General features: G+C 39.5%; 14 protein-coding genes. 1 reads left to right on the plus strand and 13 read right to left on the minus strand.

The features are described from left to right. Positions 1–412 precede the first annotated feature (412 nt). The 4 genes from ACNJYY_RS13880 to ACNJYY_RS13895 form a co-directional block, all read right to left on the minus strand. Positions 413–1,372, minus strand: coding sequence for an ROK family glucokinase (locus tag ACNJYY_RS13880; protein WP_416728970.1), 960 nt, complete (start codon positions 1,370–1,372; stop codon positions 413–415). Positions 1,373–1,385: 13 nt separating this feature from the next. Continuing rightward, positions 1,386–1,577 carry a YqgQ family protein gene (locus ACNJYY_RS13885; protein ID WP_191753834.1) on the minus strand — a complete coding sequence of 64 codons (192 nt, stop codon included), beginning with the start codon at positions 1,575–1,577 and terminating at the stop codon, positions 1,386–1,388. Between the two features lie 105 nt (positions 1,578–1,682). Further along, on the minus strand, positions 1,683–3,146 hold the full coding sequence (locus ACNJYY_RS13890) for a spore germination protein (RefSeq protein WP_416728971.1): 1,464 nt from the start codon (positions 3,144–3,146) through the stop codon (positions 1,683–1,685). A gap of 154 nt (positions 3,147–3,300) precedes the next feature. Then, positions 3,301–4,344, minus strand: coding sequence for a M42 family metallopeptidase (locus ACNJYY_RS13895; protein ID WP_416728972.1), 1,044 nt, complete (start codon positions 4,342–4,344; stop codon positions 3,301–3,303). Positions 4,345–4,459: 115 nt separating this feature from the next. Between ACNJYY_RS13895 and ACNJYY_RS13900 the strand changes: the two genes are divergently transcribed. Beyond that, the gene (locus ACNJYY_RS13900; RefSeq protein ID WP_416728973.1) at positions 4,460–5,323 is read left to right on the plus strand and encodes a hypothetical protein; all 864 of its coding nucleotides are present in this window, start codon (positions 4,460–4,462) and stop codon (positions 5,321–5,323) included. Here ACNJYY_RS13900 and ACNJYY_RS13905 read toward each other — a convergent pair. The 9 genes from ACNJYY_RS13905 to ACNJYY_RS13945 all read right to left on the minus strand — a co-directional run bounded on the left by ACNJYY_RS13905 (position 5,304) and on the right by ACNJYY_RS13945 (position 15,739). Next, positions 5,304–6,029 carry an HAD family hydrolase gene (locus tag ACNJYY_RS13905; protein ID WP_416728974.1) on the minus strand — a complete coding sequence of 242 codons (726 nt, stop codon included), beginning with the start codon at positions 6,027–6,029 and terminating at the stop codon, positions 5,304–5,306. The two genes, ACNJYY_RS13900 and ACNJYY_RS13905, sit on opposite strands and share 20 nt — an antisense overlap. Before the next feature lie 2 nt (positions 6,030–6,031). Further along, positions 6,032–6,208 (minus strand): hypothetical protein, encoded by a 177-nt coding sequence (locus ACNJYY_RS13910; RefSeq protein WP_186320636.1) that lies wholly within the window; start codon positions 6,206–6,208, stop codon positions 6,032–6,034. 44 nt (positions 6,209–6,252) lie between these two features. Further along, a complete protein-coding gene (mobA, locus tag ACNJYY_RS13915; RefSeq protein WP_416728975.1) occupies positions 6,253–6,858 on the minus strand; it encodes a molybdenum cofactor guanylyltransferase in 606 nt (201 codons plus the stop codon). Next, a complete protein-coding gene (locus ACNJYY_RS13920) occupies positions 6,843–7,628 on the minus strand; it encodes a DUF92 domain-containing protein (protein ID WP_416728976.1) in 786 nt (261 codons plus the stop codon). Before ACNJYY_RS13920 ends, mobA begins: the two co-directional genes overlap by 16 nt. Continuing rightward, positions 7,629–8,186 (minus strand): 5-formyltetrahydrofolate cyclo-ligase, encoded by a 558-nt coding sequence (locus ACNJYY_RS13925; protein WP_416728977.1) that lies wholly within the window; start codon positions 8,184–8,186, stop codon positions 7,629–7,631. A gap of 108 nt (positions 8,187–8,294) precedes the next feature. Beyond that, entirely contained in the window at positions 8,295–8,444 is a 150-nt protein-coding gene (gene rpmG / locus ACNJYY_RS13930) for a 50S ribosomal protein L33 (RefSeq protein ID WP_066242361.1), read from the minus strand. Positions 8,445–8,543: 99 nt separating this feature from the next. Then, positions 8,544–10,526, minus strand: a complete 1,983-nt coding sequence (locus tag ACNJYY_RS13935) for a glycoside hydrolase family 15 protein (RefSeq protein ID WP_191753826.1) — start codon at positions 10,524–10,526, stop codon at positions 8,544–8,546. Between the two features lie 3 nt (positions 10,527–10,529). After that, positions 10,530–12,941, minus strand: a complete 2,412-nt coding sequence (locus ACNJYY_RS13940; RefSeq protein WP_416728978.1) for a sugar phosphate nucleotidyltransferase — start codon at positions 12,939–12,941, stop codon at positions 10,530–10,532. Beyond that, complete coding sequence (locus ACNJYY_RS13945) at positions 12,941–15,739, minus strand: 1,4-alpha-glucan branching protein domain-containing protein (RefSeq protein ID WP_416728979.1); 2,799 nt, start codon at positions 15,737–15,739, stop codon at positions 12,941–12,943. Before ACNJYY_RS13945 ends, ACNJYY_RS13940 begins: the two co-directional genes overlap by 1 nt. Positions 15,740–15,746: the final 7 nt, after the last annotated feature.

Consider the following 15,746-nt stretch of genomic DNA (forward strand, 5'->3'; position numbering starts at 1 on the left):
TTTGCATCCGGTAAGCATTGATCAAGAATGTAAATTCATCTTTTACATTTTTACAAAACCTTAATCAAAGGATTACATAAAGAGTATATTAAATGGTTTCACACAAGAATTCAATACCCTTACGTACTATTTCAAGATTCTGACAAATAGGACAACAAAACTATATTAGTTTTACCCCTTTTTTAAATCCATAAACCATTAGACGAACTTCACTCAAAAAAGTTTCAAAAAAAAACGAAAACGAACCGCACTGAAGCGGTTCGCTATGATTACGTCTCTTAGAAAGAAATCACTGATTATATACTGTTGAGAAGATCTTACTTAAAGAATTTGCAAAAGAAAGTTCCTTCTATTTACCTATAGAGACCTTCACGTTAAATCTAGACTTTTTTTGTTCCTTAAACAAGAATGATCAGCGATTGTGCTTGGCTAACCAAGCTCCTCCGATGACTCCAGCGTCGTTTCCTAGCGTAGCTACTTTCATCTCAGCGCCTTCAGCAACTCTCTTGAGTGCAAAGTGTTTAAATTGCTGCTCCAAACGCTCCAATAAGGTATGACCCGCTTTAGAGACTCCTCCACCGATTACGATCTTTCCAGGGTTAATGCTGTTAGCAAGGTTCGCTATTACTAGCCCTAAATGAAAAGTTACTTCATCCAGCGTTTGAATTGCTGCCTTGTCACCCTTTTCAGCGGCTGCTACAACTTCTTTAGCTTTTATCTCACCATTCTCTTGCAATAGAGCATAAAGAGAAGATGATGTGTCTTGAAGAGCTTTTTCCTTTGAAATTCGTGAGATTCCTGTTGCTGAGGCAATTGTTTCAATACATCCGGTACGCCCACAGTTACATGGAGCTCCACCTTCTGGAATCGCTGTAATGTGACCGATCTCACCAGCCATACCATTCGTTCCATGCATGATATGTCCATTTACGATAATGCCGCCTCCGACTCCTGTACCTAATGTCACCATCAGTACGTTTCCTTCACCATCACCAGCACCGCGCCACATTTCTCCGATCGCAGCGATGTTAGCATCGTTATCGACGATAACAGAAAGGCCCGTTGCTTTTTCAAGCTCTTCTTTCAACGGATAATCTCTCCAACCGATATTCACTGCATGATAGATGAAACCTGTTTTCATATCAATGAAACCAGGTGCTCCCATACCAATGGATTCAAGCTTTTCTTTAGGTTCAGATAGTTCTTTTAGTTTTGAATGGATAGAGTCAGTAATATCCGTAACGATATGCTTTCCATCTTCATTTATATTCGTAGGGATTTCCCACTTCTCTACAATATGACCATCTAAGGTTACAAAAGCGATTTTAATTGTTGTTCCACCTAGATCAACACCTACTAACCATTTCTCCATCTTGTCCCATCCTCTATTGTAATTTATTGTGTTCTGCTCGAATAATGATGATCGCATTTTTGAATTCGTTTACATCAATGAGTTTTTGCTCGTAGAGTTCTCTGACCTCTTCTTGGATCAATTCTAAATCAGCTATCTTGTTTCCGGTATATATAAACGTTCCAAACCTTTTTAACAGCTGAAGAACATCATACATTGTTTTCATTATAATCACCTTTGTCATTATAACAAATAATATAGGTAGAAATGCAAGCCTTTGCACACAATTCCTATAGAAAAAGACAGCTGAAGAATGTTCAGCTGTCTACTATTAACGATCGGGATCTTTCGGGTGTAATACGATCGGTCTTCTGTTCTTTAGAGGCATAGGTATTCTTAAGATCACATCTCTGATCGCTTTTGGGTTGAAAGGGATAAACGGCCAGAGATACGGTATATGAAAGGATTTGAACGATACAAAGAATAATACAGCTAATGTGAAGCCGATGATATATCCGGGTACACCTAACAATGCAGTTAAACCTAATAAAGAAAGCCTTAATAATCGATTCGCTAAACTAAGCTCATACGTAGGAGTAGCAAATGTTCCGATTGCTGCTACTGCGATATAAAGCACGACCTCATTAACAAATAAACCTGCTTCGATCGCAACTTGTCCGACCACAATGGCTGAGACTAATCCTAATCCGGTGGAAACCGATGTCGGCGTATGTATGGTAGCCATCCTGAGCATATCCATACCCAACTCAATGATCACAAATTGTAAAAACAAAGGAACAACACCAATTTCTTCAGGACCTATGAATGATAAATTCACAGGTAAAAGTTCCTTGTGTACGGAAAACAGATACCATAACGGCAACAAAAATATTGATATCCAAACAGCTAAAAATCGCACAAATCTCAAATATGCTCCAACTACAGGTTTCTGTCTGTATTCTTCTGCATGTTGCAGATGATGCCAAAATGTTGTCGGGGTGATCAATACAGACGGAGATCCGTCTACATAAACTAAAACATGGCCTTCAAATAAATGAACCGCTGCTGTATCAGGTCTTTCTGTATATCTCACTAACGGATATGGATTGAGGTGACGGCCGCAAATAAATTCTTCGACCGTTTTCTCACCCATCGGTAGTCCATCTGTATCAATCTTTTTCAATGAGTCTTTAATCCGGTCAACGATATGCGGATCTGCAATATCTTCTATATAAGAAATACATACATCGGTCTTAGAGCGCCTTCCAATACTCATGTACTCCATTCGGAGTGAACGGTCACGAACTCTTCTTCTTGTGAGTGCGGTATTGAATACGATCGTTTCAACAAAACCATCTCTTGCTCCTCTTACAACACGCTCAACATCCGGTTCTTCAGGTCCTCGAACCGGGTACGTTCTAGCATCGATTTGAAGGATTTCCGAAACTCCCTCAACGATCAGAACTGTCGGACCACTCAATACCCAATCAATTCCTTGATTCAGATCATCTGAAGTAGAGATTTCTATATAAGGCAGATAGGTCTTCATCAGTTTTACAAGTGGATCCGGATCTAGTTGACCTGGTTCAAGATCGGCCAGTAACTTCATTAAATAATGAAGAATATCATCTTTAACGAATCCATCAACCATGAATAAAGCCATTCTTCTTCCGGCATATTCTAAGTCAAGGTGTATACAATCAAAACTGATGTCCACGCCTAGTTGATTTTTCATATATTCAACGTTTTCATCAAAATTTGTTGAAAGAGGTTGTTTTTTTGGCAGATAAGACATTTTTTCATCACTCCTCTGCCTATCATCCTTCACTTTCTTTTTCCGTTTCATACCTTGGTCAACTACAATTTACTCTAAACGCCTTCAGGAGTTCGACTTTAGAATGAATAGAAAGGAAAATGAAAAACCCTTAGCTATAGCTAAGGGCTGAAGGCTAAACTAAAGGAGACTTCAAGTACGCGTGAATAAGCTCCGCTGTATTTTTTAATGATTTGATATGTGTTCGCTCAAAAGCATGAGACGCATCGATCCCTGGTCCGATCAGACCGTGCACAATATCAATTCCCGCGCGAATGGCTGCTGTTGCATCTGAACCATAGTAAGGATAGATATCAACTTTATATCCAATTTTATGTTTTTCTGCCAAATCAACCAGATGTTTTCTTAACCCATAATGGTAGGGTCCACCAGAGTCTTTTGCACAGATACTTACAGTAAATTCGTCTGTTGCCTGACCATCACCGATCGCACCCATATCTACCGCTAAGTACTCAACTGTTTCAGTTGGTATGTTTGAATTACCGCCATATCCGATCTCTTCATTATTACTGATTAAAAAGTGGGTCGTGTAAGGCAGCTTGGTTGATTGAGTCTTCAATTGTTTGATCACATGCATTAAGATCGCAACACTAGCTTTGTCATCTAGATGACGCGACTTCACAAACCCACTTTCCAATTGTTCGAATCTAGGATGGAAAGAGACAAAATCCCCAACAGAAATTCCCGCTTCTTCAACATCTTTTTTAGAATGAAACTCTTCATCTACGCGAACTACCATGTTCTTTTCATCACGTTTTAGTTCATTCATTCCTTTGTAGACATGAGCAGCTGTTTGATGCATCATGATCGTACCGCTGAACACTTTTCCTGAATTCGTATGTATCGAACAATATTCTCCTTCAATCGTATTCCAGTAGAACCCGCCGATTAAGTCTAATTTAAGACGGCCATCGCCTTTGATCTCTTTTACCATAGCACCTAACGTATCAACATGAGCAGTCAGCAGGCGGTGTTTTGAATCGTCCTCGCCTGGAATGGTCGCTATGACAGCACCTTTATTGGTTGTTTTATATATAACCTGATTTTCTTCAAAGAATGATTTCATATATTTGATCGCGGCTTCTGTATTCCCAGATGGGCTTGGGATATGTACGAGTTTTTTCAAATAGCTCACGATCTCTTTTGTTTCATCTTCCATTATTCTAACCCCTCTCGATTAACCGCTCCATACGTTTTCTTTAACTCAGGCCTTCTAATTTGGACAGGATTGCATAGAATTTAGGAACAAGTTGTCCGAAAGGGAGGCTGATTGTATGAAGTGGAGAATTTCAATTTATCTGTTAATTATTATACTTGTAATAGGTATCATCTACCAGCCGTTTGTCAAAAAAGAAGCACGTGAAAGCATTACTTTCTTTCCATTAGATAATACGTTCTCTTTTAAAGAGGCAGAAACGAAGCTTTCCTTCTTAAATGGCACTTCATCAAATTATGACTTACTTTGGAAAGTGAACTCAGTTACTTCTGAACGTGTTTATCTCAGACAAGACATGGCGATGATTTTCGAGAATGGTAGGCTTAACAATAAGATGACAGAGTGGAAAACCTCAGCAGATGCAATTGACCTTGAAAAGGATGTTTTAAGTTCCATACCAGGGCTATGGGAGGCCATCTCCTATCATCAAGGAGAAATACATCTTAGTGAGGAGAAATATCGTTCAGTGCAAAGAATGAGCAATGATTATTTATATGCAGCAAAACTTGGTCAATCGTTCTCAGGTTTTAAGATTCCTAAGGATAACACTGAACGAAAAGCTCAAAATGAGCTGGATGAGAAAACAAATAAGTATCTGCAGCAAACACTTATACAAACAACAAACTTCTATCAGATTGATCTCGATGAATATAACGTGATCTCTCTAGAGTCGCTAACTGATTTTAACAACAAACCGCTATCAGGGTTCTCTCTATCTAAAAGTCAGGAAATTATCGGGAAGCTGTGGGAAGGATTATACAAAAATTATTTTCTAGGAATTACTACAAAGAATGGGCAGAGAATAAGTCCGATTGGAAGTTCGATGCCTTTCATCTTAATCAGCAAAGACAAAAAATATCTATTCGTTCTATTCCAAACAACAAATGGGGAGAACATCCAGCTCATTCAATATATCTCATGATGGTTTCTACCAATTTATCGCTTGAATAACAATTATAATGAGGAACTTTGTCACTCGTTACATCAAGCATCGAAGGATTCCACCAAATAGCAGTCCACCCTGCTTGGATAGCTGGGACCATATCTAGCGAATATGAGTCACCAACATAGAAGAAAGCACTCGCTTTCACATTTTTTCTCACAAGATGGAAGATTTCTGGACTAGGTTTAGCTACTTTTATTTCCGATGAAATATAAATTTGTTTTTCAGGAATATCTAGGTGTAGATGCTGTATTTTGTTTCTCTGAACATCAGCCTCTCCATTCGAGATGATTCCGTACATGATCTCATTACGTTTTAAGATTTGAATCATACCCTGTATCCAAGGATAGAGTTCTACAAAAAGATGTATATTTCTTTCAAAAAGCTGTTGATATCTCTGGATCTCTTGGTCATTAACATTACTTAGTCCTACTGCACGTAAAGAAGATGACAGACGGTTTTTTTGATATTCTTTTCGGGTGATCCATGCTTTTTCATAAGCCTGCCAATAAAAATCACAGAACGTTTTATAATGAGGAAACCACCTTTCTTCTAACTTATTATTTTGCTCGCCTGAAGAAAAGATGGAACGAAATGCAAATAAAGAAGCCTTCATAAAGGAGGCTTCATAATCGAACAGCGTATTGTCTAAATCAAAGAAAAATGCTGCTTTTTTCGATCGCATGGTCAAATGATCTCATCCATCATTTTAGATCGCAGCCCTGGAAATGACATGGCACTTCCAACTAAGAAACGACGAATTAAGGGATTGCCGAGAGCGCTGTTCATCAATCGGTATCGCATTCTATAACCGAGCGCAACAGCGAGGAATATCAAAAAGCTTTTAATCACGAATCCTTTCATGTAAAAAACCTCCTTGCTACTACTTTCTGTTTGGAATGCGATTTTTATTCGTCCCGTAGATTTAAAAGATCTTCTTTCGTATTCACATTTCCGAAAAAGTGAGCGTCTTCTTTTCGTACTTCTATGTACTTCGTATTTTTACAGCTCAATAAGGATAAAACCTTTAAGTCACCTTTCATTAAATTCTCTTTCATTTCATGAAGGCATGATCTCTTGTATACACCGTTAAGCGGATAAATTTTTCCGTTTAAAACCGGGACGATACAATCATACATCGGATGCTCAACAGCCGATTCCAGCCATTTTTTATACATATCGCTGCTCATTCTAGGCATATCACAAGGCGTGATCAAATAATAATCTCCCTTTTTGCTCATCATCGCACTGTATATTCCCGCTAGCGGACCTTTACCTTTAAAAGATTCAACATCAGAGATTAGTTCTGCAGCATGAGAATGGTTTTGTTTTAATCTTTCTATCCATTCTTTGCGAACGACAGCTATAAGTTCATCTGAATATGGAGTGATCGTATTTAGAGCTTTTTCAAAAAAAGTAGCATCGCCCCATTCAGCGAACAATTTCGGACTTCCAAACCTTCTTGACTCTCCGCCTGCAAGGACAACGCCTATCACCTTCAACTTAAGATCCATATGTATAAACCTCCTGCAATCAGACCTCCAATAATCGTCGATGAAAAATTCACAAGGTTGTTTGTAAAATAGGCATACCCAAATACTTTTACTGTCTTGGCACAGCAATGTACGTGGCTTTCGGTTTCTCTTTTACAAATGGAACAAACGTACTTTTGTTCAAACCAAGCCCCAAAAAAGGTATCTGCGACGTTCCCTAAGAATCCAGAGATCGCAACACACAGCAGAATGGTAATCGTTGTATCATAAAGAAAGTAAAAACTAAAACCTATTAATAATGCTCCTGCCGCTGCTGCCATTGTTCCGAGACTTGATACTGCACCTGATAAACCAGGTTCAACCTTCTTCCATTCTTTAATATGAAACGGTCTTCGCTTTGAAAGGACACCGATCTCTGAAGCCCAAGTATCAGCTGTAGCTGTCGCAAAGGTAGCCGCAAACACGATTAGCCAAACAGGATCTGAAAGTGTCAGGTGACCTATCGCTGTTAGTAGAGCTGCTCCACCATTGGCAAGCACTTGCCAAGCAGACCTTCCTTTTTTGTCTTCGGTATGCGAAGCATCTTGATCCAGCTTTTTGTCTTTCTTCCATTTTGTCAAAAGAGTAGAAGTTATGAAAAACAGACCGAGTATGATCAAACCTTGCCAACCGAATGCTTTATAGATGATTACTCCCAATATAAACGCTGTTACACTTCCTGCGATCGTCAGCCATTTGAATAAAGCAGACATTACAGAAAGAAAAGCGATACCCACTAATAAAAAGATCATCTACTTAAACCGACCATCTTCCGTAATAATTTTATCCACTGGAATATCATAGTTTTCATGAGGAACGGATGTTGTTGTCTGCAATGTATAAGCAAGTGAAAGTTTTGATCCAGTATAAGTTTTTAAGTAACGATCGAAGTACCCACCTCCATAACCGATTCTGTATCCTTCACGATCAAACACAAGACCGGGTACGATGATCATGTTCATATGAGATGCCTCTATGCTAGAAGTACCTTCTAACTTAGGTTCATATAGATCCATGTATACATTTTCTAATTCTTCAAACGAACGAATTTCTCTGAACTCCATCTGTTTATGTTTAGAGTAGCACTTTGGCACAGCGACAGTCTTTCCTTCCCTCCATGCTTGATCTATGACGTAAGATGTATCAAGCTCAAATCCTCGCGAAACTGTAATCCCAAAACAATCAGCTGTTTTCCATTCGTCTGTTTGAAATAAGAGATTAGAGACCGCTTTACTTTTTGATTTCCTTTCTTCTTGTCCCATTGAGAGCAGTATTTTCTTTAACTCTTTTCGCCATTGTATTTTATCCATGAAATTAACACCTCTATAACGTGATCTATTTATCATATCATGGTTCCGATTGCATGAAAAAACGCCTGATCCCTCATTTGCATGGGTCTCAGGCGCTTCTACGTGAAATTACTTTGTTTCACGGTGAACTGTGTATTTCTTTAAACGCGGGCTGTATTTTTTAAGCTCTAAACGGTCTGGATTCGTACGCTTGTTTTTTGTAGTGATGTAGTTACGATCACCAGTTTCAGTACAAGCTAAAGTAATGTTTACACGCATTGTTGTTTCCCTCCACATCTTTACCAAAGTACATTATCATGGTTACTAACAGTCATATTCTCTATTAAACCATACCATAACATGATAACAAATTCTTTTCTAACGAGCAAGTGAGTTTTGCGAAAGTTTCTCATAGACTTTTGTATATTCTTTTAGAACATCAATAAAAGTAGCATGTGACCAAGTAAGAGGGGCAACGGATAAAGCTTCACCTGTAAACGGATGAAGCTGCTCAGGTAAGACACCTGTAGAAAAGCTATGCTCGTGAACCCAGCGTAAAATTTCATGTGGACGCTCTAGATCTTGAAGGGATTTCGCACATTGAACATACCATTTCGCAAGCCATAACGTGCAAATTAACCAGGGGTTCCCAGGAGCTCTTGTCATGTCATGCGTTTGCTGAAAATAATAGTCATTTGTATATCTCGCAATCCCGCCCACACCCGATTTAATGCTCAACTCTTCATTCATCTGCTGCATCGTCCGGACAATCCGTTCATCATCGGCAGGATATACGCCGAACGCGAAGAGAGCATACATGCTGGATTCCATCGTGAAATCTTTCTTATAAGCGTTATCATCCAACAGATAGATACCTCTTAAGAATCTTCCTGAATCTTCATCATACAAATGCTTTTCCATTCCTGCTTTTATTCGGTCTGCACCCTTCTTATACCTCTCTGCCCGATCATCTTCACCAAAGAGCGTCGCGAATGAGTATGCGGCCATTAGACCACCATACACAGAGCTTGTTGTAAAAGTAAAGATTCCCCTTCTTTCTTCCCATAAATCATAAGATGGCAACGGCAGGTCTAGCTCTTCTTGCATATATTGAAGCAAGAATCTTGCACTCGGACGAACTAATGACCGATAGAGAGATTGAGCAAACTCAATATCTCCAGTTTCTTTATAATGTTCCCAAAACGCCCAAAGTACGAGTGCAGTTTCATCCTCCTGGATCGGCAGCTGACTTGACCCTTCTTTATCAATCATTGGATGCCACGATGATCCGATCGAGCCATCGGGGTTATACTTATGATGAAGGTATCCCTCTTTTGTTAAAACATCCGCACATCTTCGATAGAAGTTCTTCACCATTCCATGAAAGCCCGCTTTTGCAACAGCAGCTGCGATTAACGCCCCATCCCTCGGCCACATATAACTGTAATGGTCTCGATTATAGTGCTGAATATCAGAATCATTAGCCGCTATGATATAACCGTTCTCATTGGTCTGTGTACGAATGATGAGTAGACTTCTGTTATACAGATCAAGAAGTTCATCAGAAAGGTTGCATGGATTGATCTTTGTTTTGTTCACCCATCTCCTCCAGTAAACATCGATCTTATCTAGCGTTAATGATGGACCGATCTCCATCAGATAATCGTAAAGAGAGAATACTTCTTCTCTGCTCTTCCCAACGGTTAAAGCATAGTTTACGTCTCCTTTTCCATGTGGCGGAACGATGCCTTGCACAGAGAATGTACTATCCACAGATCCTTGAGCGATAGGGTTCACATGAAGATGACCATCTTCAGCATCTCTCCATGTTCCTTCTGCACTTAAAAATCGTTTAACACCTGTTGTGTACTGGTCGATTCCTTTTTGATCGAATGAAGCTGCAAACAAAAAGTACCGATTCTTCTTATAATGGATGATCACAGATTTTTCGGGATCAAAATAGGCTGTGTCCCCGACTTCATTTTCATAAATAGAAAGATCTTGGTGAAAGAAAATTTTGATTCTTTTTTCTTCATGTGATTCGTTTAATACGGTGATTCTTCGCATGAACATATTTTCTCTTTGATGAACGGCGTCTTCAATTTTCAGCGTTATGCCTTCTTTTACGTTTTTGGCGTATGAGAGCGTAACGAGCGAGTCTAAATGATAACCTGGCTCGATCACCCATTCTTTTGAAGAAAGCCAAGAAAAGGAGCCATTGATACTGGCTCCTAGACGGTTCACGTGTCCTTGGACATGATTTTGCTGACCGACGTATGGAAAATAGATGTCTCTGATCTGCAAATATTCATCTAAATTGATCAATAATTTTCCGTTTCCTAAAACCAAATGTCTAGGCATCCGTTACACCTGCTGATATAACTGGATTTTTTCAATGTATTGTGATGCCGCTTGTTTCGCTTGTTCAGGATCCGTATTCTGAGAGTACACCGTAAAAACAGGCTGTTCTACGTCTGGAAGGATAAGTGTCCATCCTCCTTCAGGATGAAAGACCTTAATCCCATCGAGCAATTCTACATTGTTGTCACGGATATCCTCCATCAGTCTGCGCATCACTCGGCCTTTCTTATCTTTTGGGCAAGGCACATATTCTCTTAACATATGCACGTCAGGAAGCATCTCGACGAGTTCAGATAGTGTGATCTTCTGCATCGCCATGATCTCTAAGATATGAACAAATGCGTATTGAGCGTCGTATTGATAATTAAGGACCCCATCCCCTACTTCCATGATAGAACGCGGGTTAGCTTTTGTCCGTATCAGCTTTCCTTTTAAACGTTCAGCAATGGAATCTAAAGCAGATGATCCATATACAGGGATAGCCATCTCCTTTTGCTTACCTTGAGAAAAGGCTGTGAACACGTAGAGAGCAAGCATCGTCTCTTCATCCAACACTTCACCTGTTTCTGTAATAAGGCGCAACGTTTCACCCGCTTCTCCGATCAACACACCAATATTGGCATTTGTAACTCTCACAAAAGATGCCATTTCCTCTGGCTTTGTCTGATATGGAGCGGTGAGGATCTCACAGTTCAACCGATTATATAGATTAGGAATAAAATTAAGGTACGGCTGGTGATTGTAATTTACCACTACTCTAAACTTTGCTTCTTGAATCCCTTTTTCTTGGATTTCTTCTAGTAGAGCAGAAATGTAATCTTCATGTTTGTTCGCTTGAACAGCACCTTTTCCGATACGATCAAATGAAGCACGTCTATAATCTTCCTGCCAATAGGCATTCTCAATCTTTCTTTCAAGGTCAGAATGAATCGGAAGTCCTTTGTTATCATAGAATTCGATCATCAGTTGTTTTTCTCCCGTAGGGTTCGAGAACCTTACGTAGACACCGCCTTCTAAACGTTCTTCTTCGATCGAGAAACGAACGACTGGTGCGACAGTAGGACTGATATCAAGCGTGTGCACTCCTGAAGAATGAAGTCCTTGAATAAAAGATTGTTTAATCATAACTGAAAAGTCATGTGAGTCACTCGCTATGATGATTTGTGACCCGTATGGAAGAACAGCTCCATAGGCTGATGCAAGTCTTGCAATATAATCTGGTGTGATCTCAACATTTGCGATTCCAGAGACACCTCTAGAACCAAACAAAGATTTTGTGGCTTTTTTTCCCCATACGATCGAAGTGTGAACAAGAGCTTCTTCGAAGATCTCTTTTTCTGGCCAGATCTTTACATCTGGCTTTAACGTAGCGTTTCTACCAATCGTACAATGGTTACCGACTACCGCATGTTCAAAGACAGAAGCATCTTTTTCTACTTTCGTACCGTTTGCGATCGTTGCTCCTCTTAATTCACACTGATCTCCTACAAAAACATCGTTCCATAGAACCGTCTTCTTTAAAGAGCTTCCAGTGCTTACTACACTATTCTTTCCAACAACAGATAGTTTGCCAATATGAGAGCCTTTACGAATAACTGCTCCATCTGCAATGCTTACAGGTGCTTCGATAACTGCTCCATCTTCAATAAAAACATTTTCACCGATCCAAACACCAGGCTCTTTTTCCTCTCCTGCAAAAGGCAGATCCACTAAACCGTTCAACATATCATAATGCGATTGACGATACTGCTGAAGGCTCCCGATATCTGACCAATATCCTTCTGCTTGATAACCGAACAAATTTTTATCTTCTTTCATAAGCAGCGGAAACAGATCTTTACTAAAATCAACTGGCACATCTTTTTCAATATATTGAAATACTTCTGGTTCGAGTACATAGATGCCTGTGTTTACCGTATCACTAAAGACTTCATTCCAGCTTGGCTTTTCAAGAAAACGAATGATCTTTCCTTCTTGATTTGTCATGATCACACCATATTCTAAAGGTGAATCTACTTGTTTCATAAAGATTGTTGCTAGAGACTCTTTATCTTCATGAAATTGAATTCCTTTTTCAAGGTTGAAATCTGTTAATGCATCACCTGATATCACAATAAAACGCTCATCCAAAAATTCCTCAGCATTCTTAATAGAGCCTGCTGTTCCAAGAGGAGAATCTTCAACAAAATAATGAAGGTTAACACCAAAGTCTCGTCCATCACCAAAATAGTTTTTAATTGCGTCTGGTAAGTAATGAACGGTAACGGCGATATCAGTAATACCAAATTTCTTAAGAAGTTCGATACCATACTCCATAACAGGTTTATGAAGCATCGGCACCATAGGTTTTGGCATATTGCATGTAAGAGGTCTTAATCGTGTTCCTTTTCCACCAGCCATAATTACACCCTTCATTAAACGATACCTCCCACTTTTGATGTTTTATTTTTTTCTATCGTATAGAGTTCTGCAGTCTTTTCAGCAATAGAATCCCAACTGAAAACGGTTCTAGCTACTTCTTCACCGCTCTTTGCCATTTCTAAGCAATGCTCACGATTGCTAAGGATATATTCTACAGCCCAAACAATACTGCCTGGATCGTTAGGGTATATTTTTAGCCCTGTCCTTTCATGGTCTACAATTTCTCTTAATCCACCCGTATCAGAAACGATGGTCAGTTTGCCTGCGGCCATCCCTTCTAGAGCAACAATGCCAAACGGTTCGTAATGACTCGGAAAAAGAGCAGCATCAGCTTTTGCAAACCATTCATTTCTTTCCTCATCGCTAACGAATCCTGCAAGATGAACATATTCTTCAAGATTCTTCTGTTTGATCATTGCCGTTAGTTCATCCATTAAAGGACCTTTTCCAGCAATCACAAATCTGACGTATTTGCCCGAATTCCTTAAAATATCTGCAGCCTCTATGATCGTTTGAAATCCTTTTTCTCTTACAAGCCTGCCAACCGAAAAAAGAAGAAGGTCATGATCGTTTTTATCTTCTATAGAAGGACTTGATTGGAATGTGATCTGTTCTGGATCTATTCCATTTGGTAGAATCGTTATCTTTTCTTCCGGAATACTAAATACCCCAGTTAACTCATTCTTCATGTAGTCACTGCATACGATCAGACTGTCTGATCCATCCATTAGTTCCCATTCCTTCTGGTTGATCTCGTATTGAAGTGGTGATGTAATCCCATCGTTTCTTCCATGTTCTGTTGCATGGATCGTAGTGATCAACGGAATGTTTAATTCCTTCTTAATGGCTAGTGCCGATACGGAGACAAGCCAATCATGAGCATGAATGCAATCAAAATCAAACTTGTTTGCTAATGCCAGCGCTTGTTCAGTAATGGCCAAATTCAAGCTCCCGGTCCAGTGGAAAAACGACTCAAACTTCGGCTGATTACCAGCAACTCGGTATACATGTACTCCGTTGTTCACTTCATGATCTGGATATCCTGGAACAGAAGATGTAATAACATATACTTCCGTTCCTTGCTCGACCAATTTTCTTGAAAGATCGAATACATGCCTTGCTAACCCACCCACTACCATAGGAGGGAACTCCCATGAAAGCATTAATATCTTCTTTTTGCCTTTAGCTGCTAGTTCACTGTACTGAGAAGCTACGTATTCATCATGTTTACTCTTAAAAAAGTGCCATAAGCCAGTTGTTAACATGAAAGGATATTTGTTTTCATAGTCTGCTATCTCTGAAAGCTGATACGTCTTATTTTCAATCGATCGGTACAGTTCATGAAACCTCTCGATATGTTCTTGGAATCTTGACTTGGCATATTCTGTTGCACTATTGCCTTCAACGATAAAAGCCCAATCAGAACTAGCAGCAAGCATCCATTCGCGAACCATCTGATCGGCATAACGTTCCATAACGATGTTAGGTTCGTCATGTGATAGACGAGCTGCGAGTTGGACAAGTTTTCTTTCACAGTGATGCAGGTGTCTATACATCCAAGCGTTTGACTCATTCAGCCATACTTCGCCTGTTTGGTTTCGTCCCCATGTTGAAAAGCATGGTCTTACAGTTTCTAAATCTTGATAATGTCTTGTTAAAAATTCTTGAGGTGTGATCCACGTGATGTTTTGTTCAGTTGAAACGTTCATGGATTGAAGTAAAAATTCTGGTCCTTCAAACCACCAGTGTCCAAATAGTTCTGCATCAAATGGTGCAGTTATTAATTGAGGAGGGTAAGATTGTTCGTTGGTATGTAGATATTCTTTAATACGATGACAAAAATCATTAGCATGATTCTGTACTTTATTTAATGCCCAGTCTCTCTGGTACCAGTCTTTGTTCTCCGTTTCCCCAGTTATTCGCCAATACTTTAAACCCGTATCAACACGAATTCCTTCCGGATGTATAAAGCTCTTAATATATTCGTTCTCCCGTTCATAAGCAACATCTCTATAAAACTCTCGATAATCAAAATCACCCGGATAACCAACAGAAGAATTCCATATCGTTTCTGAGATACATTGATTTCGTGAGAACAGTGCCACGCCATGTGGAGAATAGACAGGTGCTCCAATACCTTTTGATGGAACAGGCTTACTTCGAAGTAAAGTCTCTTCATCTACAAAAGTAAACTGTATACCTGCATCAGCTAACGCTTTATCTACCCCGGGAGAGTATGCACATTCTGGTAGCCAGAAGCCTTTAGGCTTTTCACCAAAATACTTTTCAAAGGTTTGAACGCCTGCAAAGATCTGAGCCTTAACTCCTTGCTCTGTTTGAACATAGGGAAGGAACGCGTGGGTTGCAGAGGAAGTAATGCAGTGAACCTTCCCTAGATCCATATAGCGCTTAAAAGCATCTGTAACTTTACAATCAAATTCTTGATAAGTTTCCATGATTCTTTTATAGCGCTCTTCGTAAAAACCGATAATTTTTTCTTCTTCCTTATTAATAGAATGCTTTTTTTCTTTTTTAACCAGTTTAATCGTCAGGTCTAAATGTTCTAGATAACGTTTTTGAATGACTGGATCGTTTAATAACTCCAACAGAGGAGGTGAGAATGACAGGGTCCAAGACAAGGCTTCAGGCTGTTCTTCGAGTACCCATAACAACGGGATATATGTCTCAGTAAGTGCCTCAAATACCCATCTTTCCTCTAATCGATTCGCTTCTTTATGCCTCACATAAGGAAGGTGAGCGTGCAAGACTAATGAAAAATACCCGTTAGACATGTTTTAC

Origin of the sequence: Fictibacillus tiangongensis, assembly GCF_048083785.1 — a bacterium.
Taxonomy (GTDB): Bacteria; Bacillota; Bacilli; order Bacillales; family Fictibacillaceae; genus Fictibacillus.